The following is a 14,383-nucleotide window of genomic DNA, read 5'->3' on the forward strand; positions in this document are numbered from 1 at the left end:
GTCAGCGGCCCTCGCTTGCCATCGATCGAGCAATGTTCTCGCCGACCCGGGCGGCGGCGGCGGTCATGATGTCGAGGTTCCCGGAGTAGGGCGGCAGGTAGTCGCCCGCGCCCTCGACCTCGACGAAGATCGAGACCTTGGTCTGGCCCCGGGTGGCCGCCGACGGCTCGTCGACCTGCGGCTCCTGCAGCAGCCGGTAGCCCGGCACGTACTCCTGGACCGCCCGCTCCATCTCCAGCACCGACGCCACGATCGCATCGGTGTCGGCGTCGGGGGGCACGGCGCAGAAGATCGTGTCGCGCATGATCATCGGCGGCTCGGCGGGGTTGAGGATGATGATCGCCTTGCCGTGCGCGGCCCCGCCGATGGTCTCGACGCCCGCGGCGGTGGTGCGCGTGAACTCGTCGATGTTGGCGCGGGTGCCGGGGCCGGCCGAGACCGACGAGACCGACGCCACGATCTCGGCGTACGACACGCCGCCGTAGGGCTGCGCGGCCCGCGACACCGCCGCGACCATCGGGATGGTGGCCTGCCCGCCGCAGGTGATCATGTTGACGTTCATCGCGCCGACGTGCTCCTCGCCGTTGACCGGCGGGATCACGGCCGGCCCGACCGAGGCCGGGGTGAGGTCGACCGCGCGGATGCCGGCCTCCTCGTAGCGGGGCGCGTACTCGCGGTGCACGTAGGCCGAGGTCGCCTCGAAGATCAGGTCGGGCAGCTCGTCCTGCTTCAGCAGCCAGTCGACCCCCTCGTGGGAGGCCACCAGGCCCCGCTCGGTGGCCAGCCGCAGCCCCTCCGACGAGGGGTCGACCCCGATCATCCAGCGCGGCTCGATGCTCCCGCCGTTCTCGGCCGAGCGCAGCAGCTTGTACATGAGGTCGGTCCCGATGTTGCCGGGACCGACGATCGCGGCGGTCTTCCTTGCCATCTCTGCTCCTCGGGCTTCAGTCCACGAATCGGGCGGTCAGGGTGTCGAACCCGCTGATGGAGGCCTCTACGACGTCGCCGGCGCCGAACGGCACGAACGGGCCCAGGGCCCCGGACAGCACGAGGTGCCCAGCGCGCAGCGGGTCGCCGAAGCGGTGCGCCTGCACGGCCAGCCAGCGCAGCGCCTCGAGCGGGTCGCCCAGGCACGCGGCGCCGGTGCCGCTGGAGCGCTCCTCGCCGTTGATCCGCAGCGACATCGCCACCTCGCGCGGCTCCACCTCGTCGAGGGAGCGCGCGTCGCTGCCGACGACGTAGAGCCCGCTGGAGGCGTTGTCGGCCACGGTGTCGGTGAAGCCGATGTCCCAGTCGGCGATGCGGGAGTCGACGATCTCCAGGGCCGGCAGCGCGACCTCGACGGCGTCGCGGACCGCGGCCAGGGTGATGTCAGCCTCGTCGCCGGGGTCGACGTCGGAGGCCAGCACGAAGGCGACCTCGGCCTCGACCCGCGGCTGCACCAGGCGGACCATCGACACCGGGTCGTCGCGGCTGACGTCCATCTCGTCGAGCAGGTAGCCGAAGTCGGGCTGGTCGACGCCCAGCTGCTGCTGCACCGCCACCGACGTCGCACCGATCTTGCGCCCCACCACGCTCGCTCCGGCGGCCAGCCGGGCCTGCACCAGCCCCTGCTGCACGGCGTACGCCGCGGCTAGGTCGTCGGTGCCGATCAGGTCGCGCACGGGCGGGCAGGGCACCCGCGTCTCCAGCGCGTCGGCCAGGCGCGCGACGGCGGCCGCGACGGCGTCATCCGAGGTCACGTCACCGATACTAGAACCTGTTACAGTTTCGCGCCATGACGGGTCATGCAGGAGCGGCTGCCCCGGCGGCGCTGCCGGCCGAGGTCGACGTGGTCGTGGTGGGCGCCGGCGCCGCCGGGATGAGCGCCGCCCTGGCCGCCGACGCCCGCGGCCTGGAGACCGTGCTGCTCGAGAAGAGCGGCTACTTCGGCGGCTCGACCGCACGCAGCGGCGGCGGCGTCTGGATCCCGGGCAACTACGCGCTGGTCGAGGCCGGCCAGGCCGACGACCCCGAGGAGAGCAAGCGCTACCTCGACTCGATCGTGGGCGACGACGTGCCCAAGGTCCGCCGCGACACCTACGTCGACCGCGGCCCCGAGGCGCTGGAGTTCGTGCGCGACCACACGCCGCTGCGGTTCACCTGGGTGCCGCAGTACGCCGACTACCACCCCGAGGCGCCCGGCGGCCGCGCTGCCGGCCGCTCGTGCGAGCCGGTGCCCCTCGACGCCAGCTTCCTGGGCGCCGAGCTCGACCGGCTGCACCCGCAGTACACCAAGGCGCCGGCGAACATGATCGTGACCCAGGCCGACTTCCGGAAGATCAGCCTCGGCCTGCGCACCCTGCGCGGCCCGGTGACGATGGTGCGGGTGCTGCTGCGGCGGATCTGGGCCGGCCTGCGTCGGCGGCGGATGTTCGCAATGGGCAACGCCATCGCGATCGGGCTGCGCAAGGGGATGATCGACGCCGGCGTTCCGCTGCACTACGACACCGAGCTGACCGGGCTGCTGCTCGAGGACGGTCGGGTGACCGGGGTGCGGGTGCTGCACGACGGGGTGGAGTCGACCGTGCGCGCCCGGCGCGGCGTGGTGCTCGGCAGCGGCGGCTTCGAGCGCAACCTCGAGATGCGCGAGAAGTACCAGCCCCAGCCGACGTCGGTGGAGTGGACGACCGGCTCGCAGTTCAACACCGGCGGCGGCATCCTGGCCGGGATCGCCGCGGGCGCCCAGACCGACCTGCTCGACGACTCCTGGTGGGGGCCGACGATCCCGCTGCCGAGCGGCCCCTGGTTCTGCCTGGCCGAGCGCAACCTGCCGGGCTCGATCATCGTCAACCAGGCCGGCCGCCGCTACATGAACGAGGCGCTGCCCTACGTCGAGGCGGTGCACGAGATGTACAAGGGCGAGGCCACCGGTGTCGGCCACGTGCCGAGCTGGATGATCATCGACCAGCGCTACCGCGACCGCTACCTCTTCGCGGGCCTGTTCCCGCGCCAGCCGTTCCCGGGCCGCTGGTACAAGCACGGCACCATCCGCAGAGCCTCGACCCTGGCCGGGCTGGCCGAGGAGATCGGGGTGCCGCCGGAGGCGCTGACCGAGACGGTCGAGCGGTTCAACGGCTTCGCCCGCACCGGCACCGACGAGGACTTCCACCGCGGCGAGAGCGCCTACGACAAGTACTACTCCGACCCCACGGTCAAGCCGAACCCGTCGCTGCACACCATCGACAAGGGTCCGTTCTACGCCGTCAAGATCGTCCCCGGCGACCTCGGCACCAAGGGCGGCCTGGTCACCGACGAGCGGGCCCGGGTGGTGCGTCCCGACGGGTCGGTCATCCCCGGCCTCTACGCCGCCGGCAACGTGTCGTCGGCGGTGATGGGTCACACCTACGCCGGCCCCGGCGCGACCATCGGCCCCGCGATCGTGTTCGGCTACCTCGCCGCCGAGGACCTCGCCGAGGACCGTGCCGAGGACCGGGCCCCGGCCTGAGCCGCCGCCCGCGTCCGATCCGGGCGTCCGATCCGAGCGTCCGAGCCCCGCCCCTCCGAAGGAGCCCCACGTTGCCCATCGACCCGTCCGTGGCCATCGGTGCCCACGTCGGCACCCGCGAGTTCTCGTGGACCGAGAGCGACGTGCTGCTCTACCACCTGGGCATCGGTGCCGGCTCCCGCCCCGGCGACCACACCTCCCCCGCGGCGCTGCGCTACACCCTCGACGGGCCCGACCTCCAGGTGCTGCCGTCGTTCGGAGTCGTGGTGCCGACCTTCCACGAGACCGACCCGCCGCCGCTGGACCTGCCCGGCTGCGACATCGACCTGGCCCAGGTCGTGCACGGCTCCCAGTCGATCCGGGTGGCCGGGCCGCTGCCGACGTCGGGCACCGCCACCCTGGCCACCACGCTCACCGACGTGTGGGACAAGGGCAAGGCGGCGGTGATCTGGCAGGAGGGCGTCGCCACCGACGCCTCCGGGCGCGAGCTGTGGCGGGTGCGGTCCTCGATCTTCGTGCGCGGCGAGGGCGGCTGGGGCGGTGAGCGCGGCGGCTCCGAGCCGGTCGTGCTGCCCGACCGGGCGCCCGACCTGGAGGCGTCGTACGCCGTGACCCCGCAGCAGGCGCTGCTGTACCGGCTCTGCGGCGACCGCAACCCGCTGCACGCCGACCCGGCGTTCGCCGCCGGCGCCGGTTTCCCGGCCCCGATCCTGCACGGCCTGTGCTCCTACGGCGTCGTGCTCCGCGAGCTGACCGACGGGTTGCTGGCCGGTGACGCGACCCGGATCGCGGGCTTCGGCGGCCGGTTCTCCGGCGTGGTGTTCCCGGGCGAGACCATCGCGGTGCGCGGGTGGCTCGAGGACGGTCGGGTGGTCGCGGCCGCCACCATCGCCGGTGGCGGGCGCGACGGCTCCCCCGTGCTGTCCGACGTGGTGCTCGACCTGGCCTGACCCGGCGGACCGGGGCCGGTCAGGGCGACCCCGCGGCGGCGGCGTAGCGCGCCGCCAGCACCCGGAGCCGGTCGCGGAGCTCCGGGGGGTCCTCGACCACCAGGTCGAGGTCGAGTCGGGTCAGCCAGCCGACGAGGTCGTCGAGGGAGTCGCTGCCGGTCTCGAGCCGGCAGCTGCCGTCGTCGAGCCCGGTGAGCAGCCCGGCCTCGGGCGGCACCCGCTCCCCCACCACGTCGAGCGGCGCCAGCAGGCGCACGCTGGCGTGGTGGCGCCACTGGGTCTGCCCGACGCCGCGCACCACCCGGGTCGCGGCGTCCTCCGGCAGCTCGCGGGGCGCGAACCTCGGGCCGGTCGGCAGGCTCGGCCGCACCCGGTCGAGGCGGAAGGTGCGCCAGTCGTCGCGGTCGCGGTCCCAGCCGAGCAGGTACCAGCGCCGCCCCGTGTAGACCAGCCGGTGCGGCTCCACCAGCCGCCGAGACGGGTCGCCGTCGCGGGTGGCGTAGGCGAAGCGCAGGCACTCGTGGTCGCGGACGGCGCCCGCCGCCGCGGCGAGCACGTCGACGTCGACGCTCGGACCGGCCCCGGTCGCCGAGACCGTGGCGGCGGCGACGGTGTCGACCCGGTGGCGCAGCCGGGCGGGCAGCAGCTGGCGCAGCTTGGCCAGCGCCCGCACGGAGGTCTCCTCCAGCCCCGCCACCGACCCCGCGGCCGCGGCGGCCAGCCCCACGCCGACGGCGACGGCCTCCTCGTCGTCGAGCAGCAGCGGCGGCACCGCCGCGCCCGGGGCGAGCCGGTAGCCGCCGGCGACACCGCGCGCCGAGCGCACCTCGTAGCCCAGCAGGCGCAGCCGCTCCACGTCGTTGCGCACCGTGCGGGTGGTCACGCCCAGGCGCTCTGCCAGCTCGGCCCCGGCCCAGTCGCGCCGGGTCTGGAGCAGCGACAGCAGGCGCAGCAGCCGTACGGAGGTGTCGAGCACATGCCGATCCTGCCACCGATTGCGGAACCGCACGTTCCGCAAGCACCCCTAGCGTGCGGAGCACACCATCCCCACCACACGAGAGGCACCCTGATGACCCTGCGCGGCTTCGCCACCCTCAACCACTGGGCAGACGACGTCCCGGCCGCCGTCGACTGGTACGCCGAGCTGCTCGGCGTCGCGCCGTACTTCCAGCGCCCGGGGCCCGACGGGCGTCCGGCGTACGTCGAGTTCCGCGTCGGCGACCTGGAGGCCGAGCTCGGCATCGTCGACGCCCGGTTCCGGCCGGCCGGCGCATCGCCGGGCACCGGCGGTCCCCTGGTCTACTGGCACGTCGACGACCTCGCCGGCACGGTCGACCGGCTGCTGGCGCTGGGCGCGACGCTCCACGAGCCGGTGACCCCGCGCGGTGACACCGGCTTCGTGACCGCCTCGGTCGTCGACCCGTGGGGCAACGTGCTCGGCGTGATGGCGAACCCCCACTACGTCCAGGTGATCGAGGCGGTCGGGCGCTACGAGGGGGCGCGATGACGACCCCGGAGGTGCTCGACCTGCCCGACGCGACGGCCTGGGAGGCGTGGCTCGAGCGCCACCACGCCGAGCGCCCCGAGGCGTGGCTGCGGATCGCCAAGCGCGGCCGCGGGCACGTCTCGCTCTCCATCTCCGACGCGCTCGACGGCGCACTGTGCTTCGGCTGGATCGACGGGCAGCGCCGGGCGCTCGACGAGGTGTCCTACCTCCAGCGCTACTGCCCCCGGCGACCGCGGAGCACCTGGTCGCAGGTCAACGTCGAGAAGGTCGAGGCCCTGGTCGCGGCCGGCCGGCTGCGACCCGCCGGGCTCGCCGAGGTCGAGCGGGCCCAGGCCGACGGACGCTGGGCGGCGGCGTACGAGCGGCAGGCCACGGCCACCACGCCGCCCGACCTGGCCGCCGCCCTCGACGCCAGCCCCGCCGCCCGCACGGCGTACGACGCGCTCGGGCGCTCGGAGCGCTACGCCGTCGCCCTCCCCGTGCTCCGCGCCGTCGGCGAGGCGGCCCGCGCCCGTGCCGTCACCCGCGCGGTGACCCGGCTGACCGACGCGGCCCGGTAGTCCGTGACGTTTCGGCCCCTCCGCGGCCCGATCAGGGGCCCGAACGTCACGGACTACCGCGGCTTGCGGCCCAGCACGTAGATCCGGTCGGTGGTCTCGCCGCGGTCGGGGCGGGCGCCGCGGTGGTACCACTCGAGGTCGACCAGACCGGCCGACTCCAGCAGGGCGACGACGTCGGCCCGCTCGTGCAGCACGAAGTCGAGGTCGACGGGCAGGTCCCACCACTCGTCGTGGTGGCGCACCTCGCCGCCCGCGTGCAGGGCGACCACGAGCAGGCCGCCGGGCACGATCGGGCGCACCAGCGCCGCGACCGCGTCGGGCAGCTCGGAACCGGCGAGGTGGATCAGGGAGTACCACGCCAGCACGGCCGACCAGCCCTCGGCGGTGGCCGGGCGCATCAGCCGCCGCAGGTCGCCGACCTCGTAGCGGCCCTCGGGGTGGCGCTGCCGTGCCTGGGCGACCATCTCCGGCGAGAGGTCGAGCCCGGTGGCGTCCGCCCCCGCCCGGCGCAGGTGGTCGGTGACGTGGCCGGGCCCGCAGCCCACCTCGACCACCGGCCCGCCGGCCGCCTCGGCGGCCACCCGGTCGAGCAGCCAGGTCTCGAACGGCAGGTCGCGCAGCAGCTCGTCGCCGAGGCGGTCGGCGTACGTCGCCGCGACCGTGTCGTACGACGAGCGCACCCGCGCGTCGCGGGCCTCGGCCCCGCCGGCCAGCACCACGTCGCGGTCGACCGCGGCCGCCTCGGGCGCCGCACCGGCCGGCCCCGAGCCCTCGACCGGCCCGAGCAGGTGGACCCAGCGGCTGTCCTGCTCGCGCGGCCCTCGCGGCAGCTCGCGCACCAGGGGCGGCTCCAGGGCGGCCATCGCGGTCAGGCACGCCTCGACCTCGCCCCGGTCGGCGAACGGGTGCAGCCGCTCGGTACGGCTGCGCAGCGCGCCGGGCGGTTGGGGCCCACGCAGGAGCAGCACGGTGAGCAGCGCCCGCTGGTCGGGCCCGAGACCCAGTCGCGGCACCAGGCTCTGGACGTACTTCATGGTCCGGCGACCGGAGTCCTGCCAGGTCACCGCGACCAGGTCCTTGGCCTTGAGCGCGCGCAGCGTCTCGTGCACGGTGCGCTCGTCGTAGTCGACCACCGGGTCGCGGCTGCTGGCCTGGTTGCAGGCCGAGCGCACGGCGTTGACGGTCATCGGGTAGGTCGCGGGGACGGTGACCTCCTTCTCGAGGAGGCTCCCCAGGACCCGCTGCTCAGTGGCGTCCAGCACCGGGAGGTCAGGCACGCCCCCGAGGCTAGGACACCGCCGGCAGGCCGGGCAGGCCGGGCAGGGCGGCTCAGGCGGCGAGGCGGGTGCGCTGCGGGTTGGCCACCGGGTCTGCCGCCGGGGTGGTCGGCTCGGCGGTCGGCTCGGCGGTGACGGCGAGCGCCTTGTCGAGCCGGCGGGCGACCCGGGCCCGGCGCCACTCGGTGAGCAGCGTGCGCAGCACCCGGAGGCCGTCGCGGACGGCGTGCAGGTTCGACTCGCCGTGCACCCGCAGGCGCTCGACGCTCGGGACCTCGGAGATCGTGGCCTCGGCGGCGGCGAAGCGACAGGCGATGACGGTCTCGATCTCGAAGCCGTCGCCCCAGAACATCTCGCCCCGGGGGTGCACCAGACGGTGGTCGGGCAGGTCGAGCACCGGGATCATGTCAGCCCAGAAGGCGTTGTAGCCGTAGCATAGGTCGCTGTAGCGGGTGCGGAAGGAGAGGTTGAACACCTGGTTGAGGCCCCAGTTGCCCAGCGAGCGGACCGGGGTGATGTCGGCGGAGCCGCCGCCCTCGCAGAAGCGCGACCCCTTGGCGACGTCGGCGCCGGCGACCAGGGCCGCGACGAAGCGGTCGATCTCGGCCGGGTCGGCGGAGACGTCGGCGTCGAACATCACCACGACGTCGCCGGTCACGGCAGCGAAGCCGGCGGCCAGCGCGTTGCCCTTGCCCTTGCGGACCTGGCGGACGACCTTGAGGCCGGGTACGGCGCGACGCGCCACCTCGACGGTGTCGTCGACCGAGCCGCCGTCGACCAGGATCACCTCGTGGCAGTCGACGGTGGCCACCAGGTCGGGCAGCACGATCTCGAGGTTCCGGGCCTCGTTGAGCGCCGGCACGACGACGCTGATCCGCGGTGCGGCGGTGTTGCGTCGGGCGGCCTGCTCGGCGGTGAAGATGCTCATCTGCGGTGTGTCCCCTGTGTGCACGTGTCCGTGTCCTCGGCCGACCGGGCCCCTCGGCCGGTCGTCCGCCGACCCCCCATGGCCGGTCCGACACGAGGAACCCTAGGCACCCGCGAGCGGCGGCGCGACCCGCCGCGACACGGCAACCGCCGGGTAACACGGACGGCATCGTCGCAGGTCAGAGCGGGTGCCGCAGCTCGGCCGCCTGACACCCCCCGGGGTTTGCGTGACCGAGTTGTGCACCCCATGGACGTCTTGTTACCGCCCGGTTACCGAGCGGTGCACCTGCCGCGTGTCCCGGCCCACACCGCGGCGCCCGCGGTCTGGACCACCCCGCTCCGACCAGGGCCCGGCGACCACGACCGACTACGGCCCGGCGACCAGGGTGGTGATCGTCGCGGCGTCCGGGTCCCAGAGCCGCAGCCTGGCCAGCGACACCGCGCGCCGGCCGTGGTCGAGCACCCGCACCGCCGCCTCCAGCTGCTCGCGCGGCAGGCGACGGGCCAGGGTCAGGTGGGGCAGCCAGCCGCGGTGGCGGTGACCCCGGGTCTCCGCCCGAAGCCGCAACGCGAGGCCGGTCACCTCGTCGGGCACCTCCAGCGCCCAGGCGAGCGTCACCCGCGGGCCACCGAAGACCACCAACCCGGCCACCTGGGCCGGCACCGGCAGCAGCGGCCGGGTCAGCGCAGCGGCCAGCTCGCGGACCGTCGGCGTGACCGGCTCCTCGGTGGCGACCAGCGTCACGTGCGGCTCGTTGGTGGTGCCCCGGTGGTCCAGCTGCGAGGGCAGCCCGGCGTCGCGCAGCGCCTGCCAGTCGGCGCGCACGGCCGTCTGCCCCGCGTCGTCCGGGGTGAGCTCGAGGGCGTGCAGGCGGACCACGCCGGCCACCGTGCCACACGACACCCGCCGGGCCCCCACCCGGCGGGACGGATCAGCGCGAGAGCACCAGGCCCGAGGTCGGCACCCCGGTGCCGGCGGTGACCAGCACGTGCTCGGCCTCGACGGGGTTGACCGAGGTGCCGCGCAGCTGGCGCACGGCCTCCGCGATGCCGTTCATGCCGTGGATGTAGGCCTCGCCGAGCTGACCGCCGTGGGTGTTGAGCGGCAGCCGACCGCCCACCTCGATCGCGCCGTCCGCGATGAACCCGGGCGCCTCGCCCCGACCGCAGAAGCCCAGCTCCTCCAGCTGCATCAGCACGTAGGGCGTGAAGTGGTCGTAGAGGATCGCCATCGGCACGTCGTCCGGGGTGAGCCCCGACTGGCGCCACAGCTCGCGGCCCACGACACCCATCTCCGGGATGCCGATGTCGTCGCGGTAGTAGGAGGTCATCACGAACTGGTCGCGACCGCTGCCCTGCGCCGCCGCGGTGACCACCGCGGGGGTCTGGGGCAGGTCGCGGGCCCGTTCGGCCGAGACCACCACCAGCGCCACCGCGCCGTCGCTCTCCTGGCAGCAGTCGAGCAGGTGCAGCGGGTCGACGATCATCCGCGAGGACTGGTGGTCCTCGAGGGTGATCGGCCGCTCGAAGAAGAACGCCGCCGGGTTGGTCGCCGCGTGCCGACGGTCGGCGACGGCCACCCGCCCGAAGTCCTCCGACGTGGCGCCGTACTCGTGCATGTAGCGGCGGGCCTGCATGGCCACGGTGGCCGCCGGCGTGCCCAGCCCCATGGGGTAGGACCAGGCGTTGTCGAGGCCGTTGGTGTTGACCTGGGTGGCCGCGGCCAGCGAGAACTGCCCGAACCGGCTCTCGGAGCGCTCGTTGAAGCCGCGGTAGCAGACCACGACGTCGGCGACGCCGGTCGCGACCGCCATCGCCGCCTGCTGCACGGTGGCGCACGCCGCGCCGCCGCCGTAGTTGATCCGGCTGAAGAAGCGCAGCTCGGGGATCCCGAGCTCGCGGGCCACCGCGATCTCCGAGGAGGTGTCCATCGTGAACGTCGTGAGTCCGTCGACGTCGGCGGCGGTGAGGCCGCAGTCGGCGAGCGCCGCCCGCACCGCCTCGACGGAGAGCTGGAGCTCGGAGCGACCGGAGGCCTTGGAGAACTCGGTGGCGCCGATGCCGGCGATCGCGGCCCGGCCGGAGAGCCCGCTCACGCGACCGCCACCGTGACGGTGCCGGTGACGTGGTCGCCCAGGGAGACGCGGCCGACGACGGCGATGGTGGCCCGCCCGTCGACCACCTCGGTGACCTCGCCGCTGAACGTCAGCGTGTCGTAGGGGTGGGCGGGGGCGCCGAGCCGGATCGCGATGCCGCGCAGCTCGGTGTCGTGGCCGGCCCAGTCGACGACGAACTTCTCGACCAGCCCGTTGGTGGTGAGGATGTTCATGAAGATGTCCCTCGACCCCGACGCCTGGGCGATGTCGCGGTCGTGGTGGACGTCCTGCCAGTCGCGGGTCGCGATCGCGGTGCTGACGATCGTGGTGGGGGTCAGCGGCAGGCTCCACTCCGGGATCGTGTCGCCGGCCTGGATCGTCCTCATGCCTCCACCTTCCGCCACACGGGCAGGGTCAGCTCGTCGTCGACGGGGTTGAAGTCCACCCGCAGCCGGGTGCCGATCTCGAGGTCCGGCCCGTCGGGCCCGTCCGGGACCCCGACCACCTCCCCCACCATCCGGACGCCCTCGTCGAGGTCGACCAGCGCGATCACGATCGGCAGCTCCTTGCCCGGCACCGGCGGGTGACGGTGGACGACGTAGGAGAAGACGGTGCCGGTGCCGGCGGCGACCAGGTGGCCGCGGTCGTAGGCCTCGCACGACTGGCAGGCCGGGCCGGGCGGAAACCGCTTGGCCCCGCAGGCGTTGCAGACCTGGATCCGCAGCTCGCCCTGCCGGGTGCCGTCCCAGAAGAACTGCGAGTCGCGGTTGACCATGGGTCGGACGGCCATTCAGCGCTCCCTCGGGACGAACTTGAGCACGCGGAAGAGCATGGTGGCGACCTTCTCGGTGGAGCCGTCGGGGTGGTCGACGTACCAGGTGTTGCGCGAGGTCACGAAGTAGCCCTCGCCCATCGCGGTCCGCTTGGGCCCGACGACGGATTCGAGGGCGCTGGTGACGCGCACCTCCTCGCCGACCCGCAGGTAGCGCTCGTAGGTCTGCTCGCAGTTGGTGCCGAGGACGGCGGCGTAGCCCTCCTCGGTGAGCAGCTCGGTCATCCGGCTGAGCGGGTCCTCCGGCGGCCGCTTGCGGCCCAGGCCGGGCATCGTCCAGACCTGGGCCATCGACGGCGGGGCCTCGCCGCGGCGGAACCGCTCGTTGTCGTAGCCCATCGCGTCGAGCCAGGTGCCGATGGTCGCCTGGTTGACGGCGTACGGCGCCCGCGACTCGGCCGCTTCGCCGAGCGCCTTGATCTCCTCGGCCGCGGCCATGATCCGTTCGTGCCGCGCGGCGCTCCCCTGCGCCGCGCTCATCGCGGCACCCGCGGCAGCCCGAGGCCGAACATCGAGATCAGCTCGCGCTGCACCTCCTGGACGCCACCGCCGAAGGTCAGCACCAGGTTGCGCTTCTGCTGGGCGTCGAAGTACTCCACCAGCTGGCGGGTCTCGGCGTCGGAGGGGTCGCCGTAGCGGTGCACGACCGCGACCAGGTCGGCGGCGAGGTGCTGCACCTGGTCGGCGGCGAACACCTTCGACGACGACGCGTCGCCCACCGAGATCTCGCCCTGCGCGGCCGCGCGGGCAACCTCCCAGTTGAGCAGCTCGTTGACGCGGAACACCGCGGTGGTGCGGCCGATGACCTCGCGCACGTCGGGCCGGTCGACCACCCCCGCCTTGGTGGCCCACTCCACGACCCGGTCGCGCAGCCCCTCGATCCGGCCGGCCGGGCCCAGCATCACCCGCTCGTGGTTGAGCTGGGTGGTGATCAGCTTCCAGCCCTGGTTCTCCTCGCCGACGAGCATGTCGACCGGCACCCGCACGTCGTTGAAGTACGTCGCGTTGACGTGGTGGGAGCCGTCGGCGGTGATGATCGGCGTCCAGGAGTAGCCGGGGTCGCTGGTGTCGACGATGAGGATCGAGATGCCCTTGTGCTTCGGGGCGTCGGGGTCGGTGCGCACCGCGAGCCAGAGGTAGTCGGCCTGGTGGCCGCCGGTGGTCCAGAGCTTCTGCCCGTTGACGACGTAGTGGTCGCCGTCGCGGCGCGCGGTGGTGCGCAGCGAGGCGAGGTCGGTGCCGGCGTCGGGCTCGGAGTAGCCGATCGCGAAGTGCACGTCGCCGGCGAGGATCCGCTTGAGGAACAGGTCCTTCTGCTTCTGGGTGCCGTAGCGGATCAGCGTCGGGCCGACGGTCTGCAGCGTCACCGCCGGCAGGTGCACGTCGGCGAGCTGGGCCTCGTTGGCGAAGATCGTCTGCTCGACCTCGCCGAGCCCGTGCCCGCCGTACTCCTTCGGCCAGCCGACGCCCATCCAGCCGTCGGCGCCCATCTGTCGGATCACCCGCTGGTAGGTCTCGCCGTGCCGGTCGCGACCCATGTCGACGTGCTCGTCGTGGCTGGCCAGCCCGGCGAAGTAAGAGCGCAGCTCGGCCTTGAGCGCGCGCTGGTCGGCGCTGAGCTCGAGGTTCTTGGCGGTAGGGTCCTCGACGCGCACGTCGCCGGCGAGCGTGCCGAGGGCGTGGGCGATGTCGGTGACCCAGGAGAAGTAGTGGTGCAGCGGGTAGGTCTCGTCGACTCCCATGCCGCCGTGGAGGTGGTGGCAGGTGCGCAGCGCCCGCGGCGCCTCGGTGGTGACCCAGTGCGCGGCCACCGCGAGGTCGTCGGTGGCGTCGAGCCCCTGGGCGACCCGCCAGGCGGCGTTCTCGGCGGCCAGGTCGACGGTGCGCGAGGCGATGTAGATGTCGGCCGCCTGCATCGCGACCGCCTGGAACTGGGCCAGCGCGCGGCCGAACTGGGTGCGGCCCTTGATGTAGGAGGCGGTGAGGTCGCGCGCGCCCGCGACCAGCCCGGCGGCGGTGAGGCAGAGCCCGGCGACGGCGAGCTCGCGCAGGGTGCGGCCGGCGCCGTCGCCCAGGGGCTCGGCGGTCGCGCCCTCGAGGACGACGGTGTGGCGGGTGATCCGGGCCGAGCTGGACGACTCCAGCAGCGTGACGCCGGGGTCGTCGACGTCGACGAGCACCACGACGTCGCGCTCCCCCTCCGTGGCGGTGACCAGCAGGCGGCCCGAGCCGGCGACGTCGGAGACGTCGATCTTGCGGCCGGTGACCCGGCCGTCGGCGTACGTCGTCGCGGCGGGCTCGCCGATGGGCGTGCCGACCTCGCGCACCGCGGGGGTGAGCCGCAGGGTGCCGGCGGCCACGGCCGGCAGCAGCGCGGCCTGCTGCTCGGGGCTGCCGTGCGCCGCCAGGGTCAGCGCGCCGCAGCAGAGCGTCTCCCACACCGGCAGGTGCCGGGCGCGGGCACCGGTCTCGCGCAGCAGCACCCCGACGGCCTCGAGGCCGAGCCCCTCGCCGCCGTGCTCGGTCGGCACCGCCAGGCCGAGCAGCCCGGCCGCCGCCAGGTCGGCCCACCCCGCATCGCGGTCGAGGGCCTCGCGGACCACCGAGCGCACCGCGTCGAGTGCCTCCCGCTCGTCCTGGTCGGGGAGGAGGTAACCATCGGTGGCCACGCTGTGTGCTCCTGACTTCGGGGTACCGGTGCCTGCTCGGGCACCGAAACTGTAACGTGTTCTACCTCAGATCGAGCC

General features: G+C 74.0%; 15 protein-coding genes. 4 read left to right on the forward strand and 11 right to left on the reverse strand.

Annotated features, from left to right (window positions below; translation table 11 throughout):
* Position 1 precedes the first annotated feature (1 nt).
* Both JT721_RS08140 and JT721_RS08145 read right to left on the reverse strand, forming a co-directional pair.
* The gene (locus JT721_RS08140) at positions 2-928 is read right to left on the reverse strand and encodes an acetaldehyde dehydrogenase (acetylating) (RefSeq protein ID WP_205472447.1); all 927 of its coding nucleotides are present in this window, start codon (positions 926-928) and stop codon (positions 2-4) included.
* Between the two features lie 16 nt (positions 929-944).
* Entirely contained in the window at positions 945-1,742 is a 798-nt protein-coding gene (locus JT721_RS08145; RefSeq protein ID WP_307827949.1) for a fumarylacetoacetate hydrolase family protein, read from the reverse strand.
* Positions 1,743-1,777: 35 nt separating this feature from the next.
* On the opposite strand from JT721_RS08145, the gene kstD reads away from it, so the two are divergent.
* Both kstD and JT721_RS08155 read left to right on the forward strand, forming a co-directional pair.
* Positions 1,778-3,487 (forward strand): 3-oxosteroid 1-dehydrogenase, encoded by a 1,710-nt coding sequence (kstD, locus tag JT721_RS08150; protein WP_205472448.1) that lies wholly within the window; start codon positions 1,778-1,780, stop codon positions 3,485-3,487.
* A 71-nt stretch (positions 3,488-3,558) separates the two neighbouring features.
* The gene (locus JT721_RS08155) at positions 3,559-4,437 is read left to right on the forward strand and encodes a MaoC/PaaZ C-terminal domain-containing protein (RefSeq protein WP_205472449.1); all 879 of its coding nucleotides are present in this window, start codon (positions 3,559-3,561) and stop codon (positions 4,435-4,437) included.
* 19 nt (positions 4,438-4,456) lie between these two features.
* Here JT721_RS08155 and JT721_RS08160 read toward each other — a convergent pair whose 3' ends face one another.
* Positions 4,457-5,413 carry a YafY family protein gene (locus tag JT721_RS08160; RefSeq protein ID WP_205472450.1) on the reverse strand — a complete coding sequence of 319 codons (957 nt, stop codon included), beginning with the start codon at positions 5,411-5,413 and terminating at the stop codon, positions 4,457-4,459.
* A gap of 93 nt (positions 5,414-5,506) precedes the next feature.
* Between JT721_RS08160 and JT721_RS08165 the strand changes: the two genes are divergently transcribed.
* Both JT721_RS08165 and JT721_RS08170 read left to right on the forward strand, forming a co-directional pair.
* Positions 5,507-5,944: a VOC family protein gene (locus JT721_RS08165; protein ID WP_205472451.1), complete on the forward strand. Its 438-nt coding sequence runs from the start codon at positions 5,507-5,509 to the stop codon at positions 5,942-5,944.
* On the forward strand, positions 5,941-6,504 hold the full coding sequence (locus tag JT721_RS08170) for a YdeI family protein (RefSeq protein ID WP_205472452.1): 564 nt from the start codon (positions 5,941-5,943) through the stop codon (positions 6,502-6,504). Before JT721_RS08165 ends, JT721_RS08170 begins: the two co-directional genes overlap by 4 nt.
* Positions 6,505-6,557: 53 nt before the next feature.
* Here the strand turns inward: JT721_RS08170 and JT721_RS08175 are convergent, their stop codons facing one another.
* From JT721_RS08175 to JT721_RS08210, 8 genes are all read right to left on the reverse strand, one after another.
* A complete protein-coding gene (locus JT721_RS08175; protein WP_205472453.1) occupies positions 6,558-7,781 on the reverse strand; it encodes a DUF480 domain-containing protein in 1,224 nt (407 codons plus the stop codon).
* A 52-nt stretch (positions 7,782-7,833) separates the two neighbouring features.
* Positions 7,834-8,709 (reverse strand): glycosyltransferase family 2 protein, encoded by an 876-nt coding sequence (locus tag JT721_RS08180; RefSeq protein ID WP_240340317.1) that lies wholly within the window; start codon positions 8,707-8,709, stop codon positions 7,834-7,836.
* A gap of 366 nt (positions 8,710-9,075) precedes the next feature.
* On the reverse strand, positions 9,076-9,588 hold the full coding sequence (locus JT721_RS08185) for a 2'-5' RNA ligase family protein (protein ID WP_205472454.1): 513 nt from the start codon (positions 9,586-9,588) through the stop codon (positions 9,076-9,078).
* A 52-nt stretch (positions 9,589-9,640) separates the two neighbouring features.
* Positions 9,641-10,804: a lipid-transfer protein gene (locus tag JT721_RS08190; RefSeq protein ID WP_205472455.1), complete on the reverse strand. Its 1,164-nt coding sequence runs from the start codon at positions 10,802-10,804 to the stop codon at positions 9,641-9,643.
* Positions 10,801-11,190 (reverse strand): MaoC family dehydratase, encoded by a 390-nt coding sequence (locus JT721_RS08195; RefSeq protein WP_205472456.1) that lies wholly within the window; start codon positions 11,188-11,190, stop codon positions 10,801-10,803. Before JT721_RS08195 ends, JT721_RS08190 begins: the two co-directional genes overlap by 4 nt.
* Entirely contained in the window at positions 11,187-11,594 is a 408-nt protein-coding gene (locus JT721_RS08200) for a Zn-ribbon domain-containing OB-fold protein (protein WP_240340318.1), read from the reverse strand. The genes JT721_RS08195 and JT721_RS08200 overlap by 4 nt, the downstream gene beginning before the upstream one ends.
* Positions 11,595-12,116 (reverse strand): MaoC family dehydratase N-terminal domain-containing protein, encoded by a 522-nt coding sequence (locus tag JT721_RS08205; RefSeq protein ID WP_205472457.1) that lies wholly within the window; start codon positions 12,114-12,116, stop codon positions 11,595-11,597.
* A complete protein-coding gene (locus tag JT721_RS08210) occupies positions 12,113-14,305 on the reverse strand; it encodes an acyl-CoA dehydrogenase (protein WP_205472458.1) in 2,193 nt (730 codons plus the stop codon). Before JT721_RS08210 ends, JT721_RS08205 begins: the two co-directional genes overlap by 4 nt.
* Positions 14,306-14,383: the final 78 nt, after the last annotated feature.

It is taken from the genome of Nocardioides sp. SYSU D00038, assembly GCF_016924665.1.
Lineage (GTDB): Bacteria > Actinomycetota > Actinomycetes > Propionibacteriales > Nocardioidaceae > Nocardioides.

Excerpts from the sequence above, each read along its gene's own strand:
- JT721_RS08205 (WP_205472457.1), bottom strand. The coding sequence starts at position 12,116 with ATGAGCGCGGCGCAGGGGAGCGCCGCGCGGCACGAACGGATCATGGCC.
- JT721_RS08165 (WP_205472451.1), top strand. The coding sequence starts at position 5,507 with ATGACCCTGCGCGGCTTCGCCACCCTCAACCACTGGGCAGACGACGTC.
- JT721_RS08195 (WP_205472456.1), bottom strand. The coding sequence starts at position 11,190 with ATGAGGACGATCCAGGCCGGCGACACGATCCCGGAGTGGAGCCTGCCG.
- JT721_RS08180 (WP_240340317.1), bottom strand. The coding sequence starts at position 8,709 with ATGAGCATCTTCACCGCCGAGCAGGCCGCCCGACGCAACACCGCCGCA.
- JT721_RS08200 (WP_240340318.1), bottom strand. The coding sequence starts at position 11,594 with ATGGCCGTCCGACCCATGGTCAACCGCGACTCGCAGTTCTTCTGGGAC.
- JT721_RS08170 (WP_205472452.1), top strand. The coding sequence starts at position 5,941 with ATGACGACCCCGGAGGTGCTCGACCTGCCCGACGCGACGGCCTGGGAG.
- JT721_RS08140 (WP_205472447.1), bottom strand. The coding sequence starts at position 928 with ATGGCAAGGAAGACCGCCGCGATCGTCGGTCCCGGCAACATCGGGACC.
- kstD (WP_205472448.1), top strand. The coding sequence starts at position 1,778 with ATGACGGGTCATGCAGGAGCGGCTGCCCCGGCGGCGCTGCCGGCCGAG.